Origin of the sequence: Cedecea neteri, assembly GCF_000758305.1 — a bacterium.
GTDB classification, from domain to species: Bacteria; Pseudomonadota; Gammaproteobacteria; order Enterobacterales; family Enterobacteriaceae; genus Cedecea; species Cedecea neteri_C.
This window is the reverse complement of the sequence record NZ_CP009458.1, coordinates 1,930,998-1,948,427: the sequence shown is the minus strand read 5'-3', so window position 1 is coordinate 1,948,427 and position 17,430 is coordinate 1,930,998. Positions and strand designations below refer to the sequence as shown.

Annotated in this window: 12 protein-coding genes; 5 read left to right on the top strand and 7 right to left on the bottom strand. The window is 57.1% G+C overall.

All coding sequences use genetic code 11. The features are described from left to right. Positions 1-72: 72 nt before the first annotated feature. A complete protein-coding gene (gene clcA, locus LH23_RS09085) occupies positions 73-1,494 on the bottom strand; it encodes a H(+)/Cl(-) exchange transporter ClcA (RefSeq protein WP_039290391.1) in 1,422 nt (473 codons plus the stop codon). Between the two features lie 177 nt (positions 1,495-1,671). Here clcA and hemL point away from each other — a divergent pair, with 177 nt between their 5' ends. Next, positions 1,672-2,952 carry a glutamate-1-semialdehyde 2,1-aminomutase gene (gene hemL, locus LH23_RS09080; protein ID WP_039290388.1) on the top strand — a complete coding sequence of 427 codons (1,281 nt, stop codon included), beginning with the start codon at positions 1,672-1,674 and terminating at the stop codon, positions 2,950-2,952. A 215-nt stretch (positions 2,953-3,167) separates the two neighbouring features. On the opposite strand, the gene fhuB is transcribed toward hemL, so the two are convergent. The 6 genes from fhuB to hrpB all read right to left on the bottom strand — a co-directional run bounded on the left by fhuB (position 3,168) and on the right by hrpB (position 14,490). Further along, positions 3,168-5,144, bottom strand: coding sequence for a Fe(3+)-hydroxamate ABC transporter permease FhuB (gene fhuB, locus LH23_RS09075; protein WP_039290385.1), 1,977 nt, complete (start codon positions 5,142-5,144; stop codon positions 3,168-3,170). Continuing rightward, positions 5,144-6,043 (bottom strand): Fe(3+)-hydroxamate ABC transporter substrate-binding protein FhuD, encoded by a 900-nt coding sequence (fhuD, locus tag LH23_RS09070; protein ID WP_039290383.1) that lies wholly within the window; start codon positions 6,041-6,043, stop codon positions 5,144-5,146. Before fhuD ends, fhuB begins: the two co-directional genes overlap by 1 nt. Next, positions 6,043-6,840, bottom strand: coding sequence for a Fe3+-hydroxamate ABC transporter ATP-binding protein FhuC (gene fhuC / locus LH23_RS09065; RefSeq protein ID WP_039290381.1), 798 nt, complete (start codon positions 6,838-6,840; stop codon positions 6,043-6,045). The genes fhuD and fhuC overlap by 1 nt, the downstream gene beginning before the upstream one ends. A 48-nt stretch (positions 6,841-6,888) precedes the next feature. Further along, positions 6,889-9,066 carry a ferrichrome porin FhuA gene (fhuA, locus tag LH23_RS09060; RefSeq protein ID WP_039290378.1) on the bottom strand — a complete coding sequence of 726 codons (2,178 nt, stop codon included), beginning with the start codon at positions 9,064-9,066 and terminating at the stop codon, positions 6,889-6,891. A 256-nt stretch (positions 9,067-9,322) separates the two neighbouring features. Next, positions 9,323-11,881, bottom strand: coding sequence for a bifunctional glycosyl transferase/transpeptidase (mrcB, locus tag LH23_RS09055; RefSeq protein ID WP_039290375.1), 2,559 nt, complete (start codon positions 11,879-11,881; stop codon positions 9,323-9,325). 173 nt (positions 11,882-12,054) lie between these two features. Next, a complete protein-coding gene (gene hrpB, locus LH23_RS09050) occupies positions 12,055-14,490 on the bottom strand; it encodes an ATP-dependent helicase HrpB (protein ID WP_039290372.1) in 2,436 nt (811 codons plus the stop codon). Positions 14,491-14,563: 73 nt separating this feature from the next. Here hrpB and thpR point away from each other — a divergent pair, with 73 nt between their 5' ends. From thpR to gluQRS, 4 genes are all read left to right on the top strand, one after another. After that, a complete protein-coding gene (gene thpR, locus LH23_RS09045; RefSeq protein WP_039290369.1) occupies positions 14,564-15,103 on the top strand; it encodes an RNA 2',3'-cyclic phosphodiesterase in 540 nt (179 codons plus the stop codon). Then, a complete protein-coding gene (gene sfsA, locus LH23_RS09040) occupies positions 15,104-15,808 on the top strand; it encodes a DNA/RNA nuclease SfsA (RefSeq protein ID WP_039290365.1) in 705 nt (234 codons plus the stop codon). A gap of 192 nt (positions 15,809-16,000) precedes the next feature. Continuing rightward, positions 16,001-16,456: an RNA polymerase-binding protein DksA gene (gene dksA / locus LH23_RS09035; protein WP_008460361.1), complete on the top strand. Its 456-nt coding sequence runs from the start codon at positions 16,001-16,003 to the stop codon at positions 16,454-16,456. Between the two features lie 71 nt (positions 16,457-16,527). Then, positions 16,528-17,412: a tRNA glutamyl-Q(34) synthetase GluQRS gene (gluQRS, locus tag LH23_RS09030; protein ID WP_039290363.1), complete on the top strand. Its 885-nt coding sequence runs from the start codon at positions 16,528-16,530 to the stop codon at positions 17,410-17,412. Positions 17,413-17,430 lie beyond the last annotated feature (18 nt).

Sequence of the window (17,430 nt, the reverse complement as noted above, 5' to 3'; positions counted from 1 at the left end):
CCCAACAATTAACAAGTCGGGCAGAAAACAACCCGCACTTTTGCGGCATTATCTAATACCCGAGTAATTCGTTCAAGTATTCTGCCCGGCGGAAGCCTGCTCGCCCGCTCGCGCTTTCTCAGCTTCTTGTTTTGCCAGAGTTCTTGCCAGAATCACCGAGTATAGCGGTTTCCCGCCCAAAAATTGTGCCAACAGTGTCGCCCCGAGGCAGGTGATAATCATTGGCAAAATGAGCTGGTAATTATCCGTCATCTCAAGCACCAGCACGATAGCGGTGAGCGGCGCACGCAGTGAGGCGGCGAGTAACGCCCCCATTCCCGCAATCGCAAAAGTGCCCATATCAAGATGATAGGTCGGGAACCAGGCGGCACAAGCCGTGCCAAACGCGGTGCCAAGCAGCGTGCCCAGCGCCAGCATCGGGGCAAAAATACCGCCCGGTGCGCCGGAGGAGAAACAGAGCAAGGTGGTTATCACGCGAGCCACAAACAGGAACAACAGCATGCCGATGGTGTAATTCCCCACGGCCGCAATCGGGATAAGGCTAAACCCGCCGCCGGACGCCGCCTGCTGAATAAGCCCCAGTACGCCGCAAAGCCCGCCAATAAGCCCGCCGATCAGCACCCACTTCTTTATGTTGCCGCCGTGAATGCGCTGGAACATATCCTGAGCGCCGATCACCAGCCGGTTAAACACCACGCCGACAATGCCAAAAATCATGCCGAGGATCAGATACAGCCAGAGTGTATTGACCGGCGCGTCCGCCAGTTTGCCTACCTGAATCACCGTGGTTTCGGTATTAAAGATCCGGAACACGATGCTCGACATAATCACGCCGATAAATACCGCTTTTATCGAAATCAGGTTATAGCGGAACTGGGTGCGCATCTCTTCGATGATAAACAGGATCCCGGCCAGCGGCGCATTAAATGCCGCAGACAGCCCGGCAGCAGCGCCGGTTGCCAGCAGCGAATGACGGGCTTCCGCACTTTTCATGCGGAAGATGTCCGTCACCATTCGCCCGATGTTACCACCAAGCTGCACGGTCGGCCCTTCGCGCCCCAGCACCATTCCCGCGCCGAGCGTACCCATCCCGCCGATGAATTTCACCGGGATCACGCGCCACCAGCGCACTGGCCGTAAGTCTTCCAGCGCCCCTTCGATTTCAGGAATGCCCGACCCACCGGCTTCGGGCGCAAAGCGGCGTACCAGAAAATAGCCCACCATCGCCAGCAGCGCCGAGCTGATAAACGCCAGCGGCCACACCAGCCAGGCGCTGTCCGCGACCTGCGCCAGCATACCGATGCGGTGCTGAAGCACCCAGTTAACCGACTTCTCAAACGCCACGCCGACCAGGCCCGCCAGCGTGCCAACCACCGCGGCCATCAGCAAAATCATTAGCGGCATTTTATCCTGGCCAATCAGGCGACGCAGAATAGCCCCGCGACGCTGTTGGACGCTTTGCGCCTGATCGAGAGAGTTATGGGCTAAATTCATGGGTTCTAACCGTTTAGTCATACAAATAAGGCGGGCATTTTACCCACAGAAAAGACCTTCGTCTTATTAAATTAGCTAATAAACCGTAACGTTTGATTTGGGCAAATATTTCAACGCGGGGCAGGTTTCACATAGAATAGCCCGCTGTCACCATTTCCACGAATCAGGAGCCGATTCATGAGTAAGTCTGAAAACCTGTACGCCGCAGCCCGCCAGGTCATTCCCGGCGGCGTTAACTCTCCAGTACGCGCCTTTACCGGCGTAGGCGGAGTGCCTCTGTTTATCGAGCGTGCGGACGGGGCTTACCTGTATGACGCAGACGGTAAAGCCTATATCGATTACGTTGGCTCATGGGGCCCAATGGTGCTCGGCCACAACCATCCAGCGATCCGCAATGCGGTTATCGAAGCCGTTGAGCACGGCCTGAGCTTTGGCGCGCCAACCGAAATGGAAGTGAAAATGGCGGAGCTGGTTTGTGAACTGGTGCCCACCATGGACATGGTTCGTATGGTGAACTCCGGCACCGAAGCCACCATGAGCGCTATCCGCCTGGCTCGCGGCTACACCGGCCGGGATAAAATCATCAAGTTCGAAGGCTGCTACCACGGCCACGCAGATTGCCTGCTGGTGAAAGCCGGATCCGGCGCTCTGACGCTCGGCCAGCCTAACTCTCCGGGCGTGCCGGCAGACTTTGCTAAGCACACCCTGACCTGCACCTATAACGATTTGGCTTCCGTGCGCGAAGCCTTCGAGCAATATCCTCAGGACGTGGCCTGTATCATCGTTGAACCCGTCGCGGGCAACATGAACTGTATTCCTCCGCATGCGGACTTCCTACCGGGCCTGCGCGCGCTGTGCGACGAATTTGGCGCACTGCTGATCATTGACGAAGTGATGACCGGCTTCCGTGTGGCGCTGGCGGGCGCTCAGTCTTACTACGACGTCGAGCCAGACCTGACCTGCCTCGGCAAAATCATCGGCGGCGGGATGCCGGTCGGTGCCTTCGGTGGCCGTCGTGAAATCATGGACGCACTGGCACCAACCGGCCCGGTTTACCAGGCAGGCACGCTCTCCGGTAACCCTATTGCGATGGCAGCGGGCTACGCCTGCCTGACAGAAGTGTCTCAGCCCGGCGTTCATCAAACCCTGACCGAGCTGACGGAAATGCTGGCTAACGGCCTGTTGAATGCGGCGAAAGCAGAAAACATCCCGCTGGTGGTGAATAACGTCGGCGGCATGTTCGGCCTGTTCTTTACCGATGCCGAAACCGTCACCAGCTATAAAGACGTGGTTGCGTGCGACGTGGAGCGCTTTAAGCGCTTCTTCCACCTGATGCTGGAAGAAGGTGTCTACCTTGCGCCGTCAGCGTTTGAAGCGGGCTTTATGTCCGTGGCGCATAGCAAAGAAGATATTCAGCGGACCATCGATGCGGCACGCCGCGTGTTTGCGAAGCTGTAATTTTTACCCTCACCCCGGCCCTCTCCCTGGAAGGGAGAGGGGGAAAAAGCAGATTTATGCTCTTTCCAGTACCCTCTCCCCTTTAGTAAGAGGGGGAAAATAACTGATTTATGCTCTTTCCAGTACCCTCTCCCCTTTAGTAAGAGGGGGAAAATAACTGATTTATGCACTGTCCAGTTCCCTCTCCCCTTTGGGGAGAGGGTTAGGGTGAGGGGCTACCGCCCCTGCTTTCTCAGCAAATAAACGAAATAAGGCGCACCGATAAACGTCGCCAGCAGCCCCGCAGGCACCTGATTCGGGAACAGAATCATCCTGCCGCACCAGTCAGCCAGAATCATTAACATCCCGCCAAAAATCCCGGCCATCGCTATCTGCGGCATTGCCCTGCGGAACCCAAGCATACGCGCAATGTGCGGCGCCATCAGCCCGACAAAGCTCAGTGGGCCGACAATTAACGTCGCCGTGGCGGTAAGCGTTGCCGCCAGCAACAGCAGCGCAAAGCGCGATGGCGTTAACGCCATTCCCACCGCCCGAGCAGTAGCACCACCCAGCGGTAAAATCACCAGCCAGCGGCGCAGCAGCGGCGTGATGGCTAACAGCCCGACCATGACAACCAGCGTTCTGACCGCCTGCTCGCCTGTAACGTTATACGTCGAGCCTGAAATCCAGGTCAGCAGCGTTGCCATACGCGGATCGCCGCTTGCCATCAGCATCATCAGCAGCATGGTAAAGGCGGTGCTGAGCGCCATCCCGGCCAACAGCATACGCTGAGGTGAAAACCCGCCTCGTCCGGCAGCCATCATGATGATCAGCAGCGTGACCGCCGCACCAAGACTGCCCGCCGGCAGCAGCCAGACAAACGCATTCCCCGGCACAATAAACAGCATCAGCACCACGCCGAAGGCCGCGCCGGAGCTAATGCCCAAGACTTCCGGGCTGGCCATCGCATTGCCGGTTAACCGCTGGATCAGGCAGCCCGCAACCGCCAGCATCACGCCCGCGGTCAAAGCCGCCATAACGCGCGGCCAGCGCCACGGCAGCACATCGTCAAAGAGCGCGCCACTTAGCCAGCGCCAGCCATCAGCATCACGTCCCAGCGCCAACGCAGCGGCAATCACCAGCAGCAGAATGCCAAGACCAGCGGCGATCCAAAACAGTACGCGCTGGCGTTCAGCCTGAACGTGGTCTCCGGCGCTCATGGACGGCGCACCGCTGGTGCGCAGACGCGGCAGCAGCCACAGCAGGATAGGCGCGCCAATCAACGCGGTGACCGTCCCGGTTGAGACTTCGCCCCACACGCTGGAAAGCCAGACCACAACCTGGTCAGACAGCCAGAGAATCAGCGCCCCAATTAGCGGGGCAAGGAACAAACGAGCGGCCAGGCGTCGAGCCCCCAGCATTTTGGCCAACAGCGGCGCAAACAGCCCGATAAAACCGACTATCCCGACCGCATTAACCAACTGAGCGCTGATCACAATCGCCAGCGCCAGCGTCGCCAGCCGTACCAGAGAAAGCGCCAGGCCCAGATTGCGCGCCACGCCGTCATCCAGTCCCATCAGCGTCAACGGACGCAGCAACAGCAGCGTTAGCAGCAGGCCGCCCAGCAGGCGTGGCCACAGACTTTCAACGCTGCTCCAGTCCTGCTGATTGAGCGATCCGGTGCTCCACAGGAACATATTCTGAAGCTGGTCATGGTGGAAGATAGCCAGCAGTTGGTTGACCGCGCCGCAATAAAGACTCAGCACCAGGCCCGCAAGAATCAGCGTGACCGGCGACATCCGCTTGCCCCAGGCAACGCCAAAGACGAGCAGGCCAACGACCGCCGCACCAATCAGCGCTGCAAACGGCTGGGTAGCCAGCGGCAGCACCCAAAGCGTAGCAACCGTGACGCCAAGCTGAGCCCCGCTGGCTACGCCAAGCGTTGTCGGCTCCGCCAGCGGATTGCGCAGCACCTGCTGGAACAGGACGCCGACGAGGCCCAACCCTGCCCCGACCAACAGCGATATTGCGAGACGCGGCAGCAAGCTGAAGTGAAACAGCATCTGTTGAACATTGTCGATGTCCGGCGCGACAAAAGCGCTGCGCCACTGCGAAGAGGGTAAAACGCCATGCATGTTATGCAGCGTCAGCCATAGCGCGCAGACAAACAGCACCAGCAGCAAGCTGGCGGGGAAAATAACGTGACGTTTCATCAGGCCAGGCTCCTCAGGCCATCGTCCAGCACGCGGGCGAAGTGCATAGCTGACATCGTCGTGCCATAAAGCCAGACGGCGGGAACTTGCTGAAAACGGTTCTGGCGGATAAACGGCATCGCTTTCCACAGCGGCGTGGCCGTTACCTGGCGGGCTACCGCTTCGTTTTTATGGTCGAAACACAGCACATCGGCGTCTTTGATCGACGCCAGGCGTTCAATCCCAACAACGGCGGTTCCCCAGAAGTTCGTCTCTTCTTGCCAGGCATTCGTCACCCCCAGCAAATCCATCACCTGCTGGAACAAACTGTGTTTGCCCACCACCAGCGCATGGCGATTATCCAAAAATGACATCAGCAGCACCGGGCGGTTGCCGCGCGCGACAAAGCGAGGCTTCATATTGGCAATAAACGCATCAAATTCGGCCAGATGCCGACTGGCGGCCTGCTGCATGCCCAGCGTATCACCCAGCTGAATGAGCGATTTACGCGCAATCTCCAGCGGTTTGCCGGAGCCATCGTTAAAATTGAACCCAAGCCCTGGTGCGATACGGGTGATTTTTTCTGGCGAAGGGCCGTAGCCTGCAGAATAGAGAATCAGAGACGGTTTTAGCTGCGCCATCAGCTCGAGGTTGGGTTCGGTGCGCAGGCCAACATCAATCACGCCTGCCGGCAGCTTAGGTTCGTTCACCCAGATTTGGTAATTAGGGATATCAGCGACGGCCATCGGCGTGACGCCGAGCGCCATCATCAGCTCAACGGGCAGCCATTCCAGGGCGATGATGCGTTTTGCATCCGGCACCGCCGCCTGTGCGGCAGGTAATTTTAGCAGCAGCGGTGAAAGCGCCATCGCCGCCAGAAGGCGGCGACGGGTTAAAAGAAAGTCATTCATACGGCTCATCAATAAACAAAACTCACCGGCGCAGCCCCCGCCGGGTGCGGCAGGATGCCCATCGGAATACCGTAGATATGCTCCAGCGTCTCGCTTTGCATTAACGCTTCCGGCGTCCCTTGCGCGATCATTTCGCCGCCGCGCAGTGCCACCAGATTGTCGCAATATCTCGCAGCCATATTGATATCGTGCAGAACGGCAACCACCGTCAGGCCGCGCTCCTGGCTAAGGCGATGGATCAGCGCCAGCACGTCAACCTGATGAGCGATATCCAGCGCAGACGTTGGCTCATCCAGCAGCAGGCAGCGGCTATCCTGCGCCACCAGCATGGCGATCCATGCCCGCTGGCGCTCGCCGCCGGACAAGCTGTCCACCAGGCGATGCGCAAACGGCTTTAGTCCTACCAGACTGATTGCCTCATCCACCAGCTCACGGTCAGCCACCCCAAAACGCCCTAAAGCCCCATGCCACGGATAACGACCAATCGCAACCAGCTCACGCACCGTCATACCCTCAGCGGCAGGAAGCTGCTGGGGAAGATAGGCCACCTGCCGGGCGAAAGCTTTGCTGCCCCAGCTATCCAGCGGCTGCGAGTTCAGCAGAATTTCACCTTCAGAAGGTTTCTGGTGGCGACCCAGCATTTTCAGCAGCGTCGATTTACCGGAGCCGTTATGGCCAATCAGGCCAGTGACTTTACCCACCGGGAAGGTGATAGACAGCGGATGGAGTAGCGTGCGGCCGGGCACGCGAAACGTGACATCAGTGAGGCTAAAAGTCGTGTCGGGATGAAGCTGTTTATCCTGCATGGTAGCCATCTTAGTGAAGGGCACGGCGAACCGTGCCCGGGAGACAAGTTAGAAGCGGAAGGTCGCAGTAGCAACCACCTGACGCTCAGCGCCCCAGAAGCAACCGTAGGTTGCGAAGCAGCTGGCAACGTATTCGCGATCAAGCAGGTTGTTCACGTTGACCGCAATGCTGGAGCCGTTCAGCCCGAAGCGACCAAGGTCATACTTCACGACTGCATCCATCACCGCTGCGCTGCCCACTTTGAAGGTGTTAGCCGGGTCGCCGTAGCTGGAGCCAAGGAAACGACCGCCGGTACCCAACGTCAGGCCACTCAGCACGCCGCTGTTGAAGGTGTAATCCCCCCACAGGGAAGCCATGTGCGCAGGAACCTGCTCAGGAGTTTTGTTTTCAAGCGTCGAGTCTTTGGTGTATTTCGCATCCGTATAGGTGTAGGACGCAGTAACGTTGATATTGGCATTCAGCGCCGCTTTCGCCTCCAGCTCTACGCCGCGTGAACGAATCTCGCCGCCCTGGATGGAAGAAAAACCGTGTGAGGTATCAGGATCTGACATCAGATTATTGGTTTTGGTCAGTTGGTAGACCGCCCCTGTAATCACAACTGGCATATCCTTCGGTACATACTTCACGCCGGCTTCATACTGGCGACCTTTAGAAGGTTTGAAAGTATTGCCGTAGAAATCTGCGCCGGAGTTTGGTTCGAAGGATTCGCTGTAGCTGACGTACGGCGTAATACCGTTATCAAACAGATAGTTTAACCCTGCACGACCTGTGAACTGGTTATCACTGCGCTCGGTGTAATTGTTAGCCTGGTAAGCTCGGGTCGACTGAGTCAGCCAGTCATAACGTCCACCCATTGTCAGGACAAACTTGTTCCACTCGGCCTGATCCTGAACATAAATACCGGTCTGCTTCTGCTTGTTCTGCTGGTAAGGGGCCGCATCGCCAAAATCAAAGTCACTGTAAACCGGATTATAAAGATCCAACTGCGGCGCGCTACCGAAGGTCGCATTAATGTCATTTCGCATGCGCTGGAAATCAACACCCGTCAGCAGAGTATGCTCAACATCAGCGGTAGAGAATTTACTTTCTAGCTGGGTATCAACCGCAAAGTTATGCAGTTTTTCGTTATCCACAACGGTACCGCGGTTAAGCATATAGCCCGTCGAGTCGACGCCTGTGCCATAAACGCTTTTCTGCGAGGTTTTGGATTCGGTATAGCGAAGGTTCTGACGCACGGTAAAGGTGTCGTTAAAGCCATGTTCAAAGCTATACCCCACCATTTTGTGGGACAGGGAATAGGTATTGTTATTAGCACCTTCGTTGAAATCGGTGCTCAGGCGCTTGCCGTTTGGCAGAGGCTGAACTGTCCCCTCCTTCGGCAACCAACCGTAATAACCCGTTTCTGGCTGATTCTGGAAATCAGACAGGAAGGTAAAGTTAGTTTTGTCGTCCGGACGCCAGGAGAAAGATGGCGCAATCGCGTAACGCTTCTGTTTCGCATCACGCTGCTGGTCATCGTTAGAACGCGCCACGCCGGTCAGACGGTAAGAGTAAACGCCGGCATCATCCAGCGCATCGCTGAAATCGAAACCAGTCTGGTACAGGTTATCTGTACCCATTTTAAACTGCACTTCACGCAGCGGTTCAGTGGTTGGACGCTTGCTAACCATTGAGATAATACCGCCAGGGCTGCTTTTGCCGTACAGCACGGACGTTGGGCCGCGCATCAGCTCCACGCGCTCCAGCATATAAGGGTCGATGATAACTTCGTTATAGAAATCACCCTGCAGCTTTAAACCATCCAGATAGTTGTTCTGGTTCACCGAACCAAAGCCGCGAATTTTTACCGCATCATAGGTATTTGAAGCACCACGAGTCGAAACTGTGATACCCGGCGTATAGCCCAACGCTTCTTTTACGGACTGGAATTGATGCGTCTGCATCTCTTCGCTGGTCACCACCGAAATAGACTGCGGGGTCTTTTCAATCGGGGTATCGGTTTTGGTCGCCGTGGCGCTGCGTTTAGCGGCGATGGTTGGCGATGGCCCCCATGCGCTTTCGGCAGGCACTGCGGCGGCTGAAACGGTAATAGTGTCTTCTTTTTTGGTCGTGCCGGTGTCCGCCGCGAAGCTATTAACGCTGACGGTGCCCACCGCCGCCGCTACAAACAGAGCAAGCTTACGGACAGGGTTTTTGGCTGGCAGACCTGGGAGTGAACGCGCCATGATATTTTCTCTGGTGAAATGGTAAATGATAACGTAAACGATAATTATTATTATGCCCGCAGGATAATAGACGAAACGCTGGCTGCATAGCAAGCGCCTCACACCCTTAGTCTTATTAAGGGAATAAGAAATAACCAGATGGTTTATAGGGTGTTAATTGGCCGTGAAATTTAAGATAAGAAACTCGTTATGGCGGGTAAAAAAAGCGAAAAAAAACCTCCCCCGGTTAGGGAGAGGTTTGTAAGTGAAGCGAGGCTTAATTGCTGCCGAACATGTCCTTAATCCAGCCGGCAACGCCGTCGCTCTTCTGTTCCTGAGCGGGCTGTTGCTGCTGAGGCTGCTGCTGCGGTTGTTGCTGCGGCTGCTGGCCTGCTGGCGTCTGGCTGAACGGGTTAGCCGACTGCTCTTCCTGCTGGCTTTGCTGGCAAAGCGCGCTCGGATTCGTCGTCCAGACTGGCAGCACACGGTCACCACCGCCGCTACACATGAAGTAACCCGCACTGTTGACGCCCATATCCACGATATCTTCCGGCTGGGTCAGATCCAGCGGGATCGGAGACTGGTTTGACAAATAACGCTGGTACAGCGACATTGCGCCGCTTGCACCGTACAGCTTGGTTGGCTGGTTGTTATCGCGCCCTACCCAGGTAATGGTCACTTCACGGCCATCAACGCCGGCAAACCAGGTATCCACATTGTTGTTGGTGGTCCCGGTTTTCCCGGCCAGATGCAGGTTCGGGTATTTCCCGCCCAGCGCACGGCCTGTGCCGCGAGCCACCACCTGTTGCATACCAAACAGCGTCAGATAGGCGGCCTGTGCAGGCACCGCCTGTTCCGCCTGTGGGAAGCTCTGGTACAGCACGGTGCCGTCTTCAGCAATCACCGAGCGCAGCGCGGAAAGCGTGGCGCGGTTCCCGCCGCTGGCAATCGTCTGGAAGGCCTGCGCAACCTGAATAGGCGTCAGGTTCAGTGCCCCCAGAATCATCGCCGGCACCGGATTAAGCTGGTCTTTTGGTACCCCAAGCTTGGTCCAGGTATCGGTAATGGCCGGCAAGCCCAGCGTCATCCCCAGGTTTACGGTTGGCACGTTCATCGAGCGCGTCAGCGCATCCACCAGCATCACTTGCCCGCTGTACTGGTGGTTATCGTTCTGCGGCGACCAGACCTGGCCATTCGACAGTTTGATGCCAATCGGGGCATCGGCAAGCCAGGTGTTCAGGCGGAACTTGTCCGGCTGGCTCAGCGCCGTCAGATAAGTGGCCGGTTTTGCCAGCGAGCCAATGGAGCGACGAGCCTGCAGCGCACGGTTAAAGCCCGCAAACTGAGGTTCCGCGCCGCCGACAACCGCACGAACTTCACCGGTAAAGCGGTCAACAATGACCATCGCCGCTTCCAGATCGTTCAGCTTACGGGAAGCACGCAGCACCGGCACGCCTTCGGTCACCGCTTTTTCTGCCGCATCCTGAGACACGGAATCAAAGGTGGTAAAGATCTTCACGCCGGACAGGTCTTTCACCTTGTCGCCCAGCTTGTCCTGTAGCTCCTGACGCACCATCTGCATAAAGGCAGGCTGCGGAGAAATCACGCCGCCGCGAGGCTGCACGCCCAGAGGACGCGCGCTCAGCATGTCGTACAGCTCCTGATCGATAACTTTCTGTTCCTGCAGCAGACGCAGGACCAGGTTACGACGTTCAAGCGCCAGCTTCGGATTACGCCATGGGTTATACAGCGAAGCGCCTTTTACCATCCCCACCAGCAATGCCTGCTGGTCGAGGCTCAGCTCTTCCACCGGGCGGCCGAAGTAATAAAGGCTGGCCAGCGGGAAGCCACGAATCTGATCGTCGCCGCTCTGGCCGAGGTACACCTCGTTCAGATACAGCTCAAGGATACGATCTTTGTCGTAGCGGGCGTCCATGATCAGCGCCATGTAGGCTTCGTTGGCTTTACGCCACAGCGTACGCTGGTTGCTCAGGAAGAGGTTTTTCACCAGCTGCTGAGTCAGCGTACTGCCGCCCTGCACCGCACGGCCAGCCGTCAGGTTAGCGACAACGGCGCGGCCAATGGAGTAAATGCTGATCCCGTCATGCTCGTAGAAATGGCGGTCTTCGGTCGCAATCAGCGTGTCCACCAGCAGATCCGGGAAACCGGAACGCGGCACGAACAGACGCTGCTCGCCGTTTGGCGAAGAAAGCATGGTAATCAGGCGCGGGTCGAGGCGGAAAATACCGAAGCTGCGGTTATTATCCATGTTCTGGATGGATTCCAGATGGCCACCGTCGAATACCAGGCGCGCACGAATCTGCCCTTCTTTGCCGTCCGGGAAGTCAAACGGACGGCGAATCAGCTCGATGTTGTTCCCCTGCACGGTGAACTCGCCCGGACGCGTCATGCTCGATACCTGGCGATACTGCGTCGCTTCCAGCAGCTTCACCATCTCCGCTTTGCTGTAAGGCATATCCGGCTCAAGGTTCACCATGCGGCCATAGACCGCCGCCGGAAGCTGCCAGACTTTGCCGTCAATGCGGCTGCGGATCTGCTGATCGAGGTACACGCCGTAAATAACCAGCACCACAAAGAAGATGATCGCCAGCTTCACTAACAGCCAGAAGAAACGGCGTTTTTTCGACGGGCGGCCCGAGCCTTTCCCCTTACCTTTTCCTTTACGTGGCGGCATAGGTTCTTCGTCCTCGTAATCATCGTCTTCGTACTCGTCGTCATACTCCTCTTCCTTGAGTCGACGACGGCTCACCTTCTCTTTCGCCGGACGCGTTGGTTTTCCTTTACGTCCAATCGGCTCGCGGTCATTCCCCGCCATGCATCTTCTCCACAAAAGTTCAGGCGCAAAGGCCCGATTCTCCGTTCTTCCGCGCAATGCGAAAGAAGAAATCTCTCAAAAAAACAACCAGACACCCTTACTCAGAAAGTCTTCTCGTGCTTCCTCCCTCTCCCTATGGGAGAGGGTCGGGGTGAGGGCACCAGCCAGTGCTCTCAGGAATACTTTTTCGTCCGGCGCGTCGGGGCAGTATTCGCCGGATCGTCCGGCCAGACGTGCTTCGGATAACGTCCCTTCATCTCTTTCTGCACTTCGCGCCAGGCCCCGTTCCAGAACGCCGTTAAGTCACGGGTGATCTGCAACGGCCGCTGCGCCGGAGATAATAGCTCAAGCACCAGCGGAACGCGCCCCTCGGCGATGCAAGGCGTCTGTGCTTCACCAAACATTTCCTGGATACGCACAGCCAGTACAGGCGGATTTTCGCTGTCATAGCGAATCGCAATCTGGCTTCCGGTCGGCACAGTGTAATGAGTTGGCAGGGCACTATCCAGCCGTTGACGCATTGGCCAGTCAAGCAAGTTGCCCAGCGCCCGGCTAAGATCGATATTTTTCAACGCACGCAGCGAATGCACGCCTCGCATTTCCGGCAACAGCCAGTCTTCGAGCTTCGCCAGCAGGGAATCATCATCCACCGCAGGCCATTTCTGCTCCGGCAGCCAGCGGGCCGCGCAGCTCAGGCGCAACCGCAGCTGCTGAGCCGGAACGGACCACTCCAGCAGCCCAAGCCCGCGTTCGCGAATGCCGTTTAAAATCGCCTGCTGCATTTCCTCTTCAGAAGGCTTCGCTAACAGCTGAGTTTTCACCACTAATTTGCCGATTTGACGACGCCGCCAGGCTTTTAACGCCCCCCGCTCTTCATCCCACTCCACCGAATCACTTTCCGTCAGCAGCTGCGGAATACGCGCGACAAGCTCTTCAACATCCAGCGGCAGCGCCAGCAGAATGCGGGCATCCGGCGACTGGCTACCCTGCAGCAAAAGCGGCGCTATCAGCCATTCATGCCGCGTCATCGCGTCATCCTGCTCCAGCATCGCGCCCATGCCGTTGGCTAACTGATAACGGCCTTCTGCCCCGCGCCGCCGGGCGATACGATCGGCAAACCCGCTTGCCAGCAGCGGCATAGCTAGAGAGATATCCGGCTCCCCGCTTCGGGCATTTATTCTTTTCAGCAACTGCGCGGCGCGTTGCCGCCAATTACCATTCCTGCTGTCGAAAAACGTTCGTAAATCACCGCCCCCCTGAGTACGCGGCGGCTCTTCCAGGATTGCCGCAAGCCACGCGGCTGTGGCCTGTTCATCCGGCGTTTTGGCCTTCACCAGCATCGAGGCAAGACGCGGGTCGTTACCCATCTGCGCCATTCTTTGCCCTTCTGCCGTCAGGCGTTGCTGCTCGTCAACGGCCCCTAGCTGACGTAGCAGACGTTGGGCTGCAGCAAGGTTTGCCTCCGGCGGCACATCAAGCCAGGTTAGCTGGCGCGCGTCCTGGCAGCCCCATTGCAATAGCTCCAGCAGCAGGCCTGATAAATCGCTTTGTAAGATTTCCGGTTCGCTCTGGGCCGCCGCACGTTCGGCCTGATCGGCAGCGATCAGATGCAGGCAAATCCCCGGTTCCAGACGCCCGGCGCGCCCGGCACGCTGGGTCATTGACGCCTGACTCACACGCTGAGTGACCAGCCGGGTCAGCCCGGTACGAGCATCAAAGCGAGCGACGCGCTCCTGCGCTGCATCCACCACCAGGCGGATACCTTCAATGGTCAAACTGGTCTCGGCAATATTAGTCGCCAGCACCACCTTCCGGGTTCCCGCTGCGGCGGGCAGAATCGCTTTACGCTGCTCGCTCAGGGGTAAAGCGCCGTACAGCGGGCATAGCTGAACATCGCTCGCCACCCGCTCTTTGAGTTGTTCCTGCACGCGCTGAATTTCACCCACGCCGGGTAAAAACAACAGCAGCGATCCTGACTCCTCACGCAGCAAGCCGGCCACGGCGGCGCCAACGGCTTCATCAAAGCGCTGATGCGCTGGCAGAGCCATATAGCGGCGCTCAACCGGGAAAGCACGACCTTCAGAGGTAATCACCGGCGCATCCGGCAGGCATTGCTGCAGGCGCTGATTGTCCAGCGTCGCCGACATAATCAGGATTTTAAGGTCATCGCGAAGCCCGGCCTGCACGTCCAGCAGCAGCGCCAGGGCGAGATCGGCCTGAAGACTGCGCTCATGAAATTCATCGAGGATCACAAGCCCAATACCGTTAAGCTCGGGATCCTGTTGGATCAACCGCGTTAAAATCCCTTCGGTCACCACCTCAAGCCGGGTGTTTGGCCCCACGCAGCTGTCAGCCCGTATCCGGTAGCCGACAGTTTCTCCCGGTTTCTCACCCAATAACTCGGCCAGCCGCTGAGCAACATTGCGGGCGGCAAGGCGACGAGGTTCAAGCAGCAAAATGCGACCTTCCAGCTTACTCTGCTGGAGGATTTGCAGCGGCAACCAGGTAGATTTACCTGCGCCGGTAGGGGCGTTGAGCAAAACTTGCGGGGCGTACTCAAGCGCTTTCAGCACTTCCGACAGTACGGCCGCAACCGGTAATGAGGACACAAACGGCTCCTAAGGGTTAACATCGGCAGTCGCGCATTGTAGCATCCCGCCAAACCATAACCGAGAGACAACCATGGCCGAAAATCGACGCCTGTTTTTTGCCCTGACGTTACCGTCCGAGGTTCAGCAGCAAATCATTCACTGGCGAGCCGCCCAGTTCCCGGCGGATACTGGCAGACCGGTAGCCGCGGCCAATCTGCACCTCACGCTGGCTTTTTTAGGGGAGGTCTCCGACGAAAAACGCCAGGCCTTGTGCCGCCTTGCCGGAAGAATTAGCCAGCCCGGCTTCACGCTGCGCCTGGACGATGCCGGACAATGGCTGCGTTCAAGCGTCGTCTGGTTGGGACCACGCCATGCTCCGCGCGGCTTGCTGCAACTGGCCAATATGCTACGTTCCCAGGCCGCACGCAGCGGCTGCTATCAGTCTCCGCAGCCGTTTCACCCCCACGTGACGCTTTATCGCAATGCCATACGTTCCGTGGCAATCCCCGCGCCGGGCTTTAGCTGGCAATTTCAGGTGAATGAATTTTCGCTGTACGAGTCCGTTTTTGAACAGGGCAGAACTCGCTATCAGGCACTGGAACACTGGCCACTGACTAATAAGGAAGAGTAGATGGAGTTTTCACCCGCGCTGCAGTCCGCCACGCTGATTAAACGCTATAAACGCTTTCTGGCGGACGTTGTGACCGCCGAGGGCGAAACCATGACGCTGCATTGCCCCAATACCGGAGCAATGACCGGCTGCGCCACGCCGGGCGACACGGTCTGGTATTCCACATCGGCCAACCCAACGCGCAAATACCCCCATACCTGGGAGCTTACTCAAACACAAAAGGGTGAGATAATTTGCGTTAATACGTTACGCGCGAACACTCTGGTCAGAGAGATGCTGACAGCTTCGCCGCCGGCAGAACTGTCAGGCTATGACAGCCTTCAGGCCGAAGTAAAATACGGTGAAGAACGCAGCAGAATTGACTTTATGTTACAAGCGAGTAACAAGGTTAACTGCTATATTGAAGTGAAATCAGTCACGTTGCTCGAGCAGGATAAAGGCTATTTTCCCGATGCCGTTAGCCTGCGGGGCCAAAAGCATTTGAGAGAGTTGATGAATGTGGTTCAGCAAGGAGAGCGCGCGGTGCTACTGTTTGCGGTTTTACATTCTGCTATAAATAGCGTCTCGCCAGCCCGCCACATTGATGAGAAGTATGCGCGGCTGTTAACCGAGGCACAGCAGTGTGGGGTTGAAATTATCGCCTGGAAAGCAGAACTTTCTGCCGAGAGGATGACTCTAACTACGCCGTTGCCTGTCTATTTATAATCAGCATCTGGTTAAGGGCAGATAACGTATTGTCTTTTTTATAGTCGGGTCGTTTCGCAAATAAGCTTTTCTTCACACGGTTGTCAAGAGAGGAGTTTTATATAATTGCCAACCTGAAAAGCATCTGCTATTTATAGCGGCCTGATTTTACCCCGACAGGGGACCGATAAGTGCGTGTTAAGGAGAAGCAACATGCAAGAAGGGCAAAAGCGTAAAACGTCGTCCCTGAGTATTCTCGCCATCGCTGGGGTGGAGCCATACCAGGAGAAAACGGGCGAAGAGTACATGAACGAAGCCCAGCTGTCGCACTTCAAGCTTATTCTTGAAGCATGGCGTAATCAGCTCAGGGACGAGGTAGATCGCACCGTTTCGCACATGCAGGATGAAGCTGCTAACTTCCCGGATCCGGTAGACCGTGCTGCCCAGGAAGAAGAGTTCAGCCTCGAACTGCGTAACCGCGATCGTGAACGCAAACTGATCAAAAAGATCGAAAAAACGCTCAAGAAAGTGGAAGACGAAGATTTCGGCTACTGCGAATCCTGCGGTGTAGAAATCGGCATTCGTCGCCTTGAAGCACGTCCGACCGCTGATTTGTGTATCGACTGCAAAACGTTGGCAGAAATCCGCGAAAAACAGATGGCCGGCTAACGGCCCTCGGAAATGCCAAACCTCTATGGCGGGAGACTCTCCCGCCATATTACTTTATTGCACCCCAAAAAATGTCAGCTCAACTCTACATTGGCCGTTTTGCCCCCTCACCTTCCGGGGAACTGCATTTTGGCTCACTGATTGCCGCTCTCGGCAGCTACCTTCAGGCTCGCGCTCAACAGGGCCGCTGGCTGGTACGCATCGAAGATATCGATCCTCCTCGCGAAGTCCCCGGCGCCGCCGACACTATCCTCAAGCAGCTTGAGCATTACGGCCTGCACTGGGATGGCGACGTGCTATGGCAATCTCACCGCCATGAAGCCTATCGTGCCGCGCTGGCCTGGCTGCAGCAGCAGGGACTGAGCTATTACTGCACCTGCACCCGCAGCCGTATTCAGCAGATCGGCGGTTTCTACGATGGGCATTGCAGAACCCTTGGCAACGGGCCGCAAAACGCCGCAATGCGTCTGGTGCAGAACAACCCGGTGCTGAGCTTCCAGGACGGCCTGCGCGGGCAATTGCATGCTGATGAAGCTTTGGCGCGGGAAGATTTCATCATTCACCGTCGTGACGGTCTGTTCGCCTATAATCTTGCTGTCGTCGTGGATGACCATTTCCAGGGCGTGACGGAGATCGTGCGAGGGGCAGATTTGATTGAGCCGACGGTACGGCAAATTTCGCTATACCAGCAGTTTGGCTGGCCCACCCCCGGCTATATTCATCTGCCGCTGGCGCTCAACGAGCAGGGTTCTAAGCTTTCGAAGCAGAATCACGCGCCCGCGCTGCCGCAGGGCGATCCTCGCCCAATGCTGGTGGACGCATTGCGCTTTTTAAATCAACAAGTAGCGGACGGCTGGCAGGATCTGACGCTAGAAAGGTTGCTTGAGCAAGCCGTCATGAACTGGTCGCTTAATAGTGTGCCGGTGAATACATCATTCTCAAATGCCCCACACTGAGCTATGATTAGCCGCTGT

What these genes read in the sequence shown, in the direction of transcription:
- clcA (WP_039290391.1), bottom strand. Translation starts at nt 1,494, where the DNA reads ATGAATTTAGCCCATAACTCTCTCGATCAGGCGCAAAGCGTCCAACAG.
- hemL (WP_039290388.1), top strand. Translation starts at nt 1,672, where the DNA reads ATGAGTAAGTCTGAAAACCTGTACGCCGCAGCCCGCCAGGTCATTCCC.
- fhuB (WP_039290385.1), bottom strand. Translation starts at nt 5,144, where the DNA reads ATGAAACGTCACGTTATTTTCCCCGCCAGCTTGCTGCTGGTGCTGTTT.
- fhuD (WP_039290383.1), bottom strand. Translation starts at nt 6,043, where the DNA reads ATGAGCCGTATGAATGACTTTCTTTTAACCCGTCGCCGCCTTCTGGCG.
- fhuC (WP_039290381.1), bottom strand. Translation starts at nt 6,840, where the DNA reads ATGCAGGATAAACAGCTTCATCCCGACACGACTTTTAGCCTCACTGAT.
- fhuA (WP_039290378.1), bottom strand. Translation starts at nt 9,066, where the DNA reads ATGGCGCGTTCACTCCCAGGTCTGCCAGCCAAAAACCCTGTCCGTAAG.
- mrcB (WP_039290375.1), bottom strand. Translation starts at nt 11,881, where the DNA reads ATGGCGGGGAATGACCGCGAGCCGATTGGACGTAAAGGAAAACCAACG.
- thpR (WP_039290369.1), top strand. Translation starts at nt 14,564, where the DNA reads ATGGCCGAAAATCGACGCCTGTTTTTTGCCCTGACGTTACCGTCCGAG.
- sfsA (WP_039290365.1), top strand. Translation starts at nt 15,104, where the DNA reads ATGGAGTTTTCACCCGCGCTGCAGTCCGCCACGCTGATTAAACGCTAT.
- dksA (WP_008460361.1), top strand. Translation starts at nt 16,001, where the DNA reads ATGCAAGAAGGGCAAAAGCGTAAAACGTCGTCCCTGAGTATTCTCGCC.
- gluQRS (WP_039290363.1), top strand. Translation starts at nt 16,528, where the DNA reads ATGTCAGCTCAACTCTACATTGGCCGTTTTGCCCCCTCACCTTCCGGG.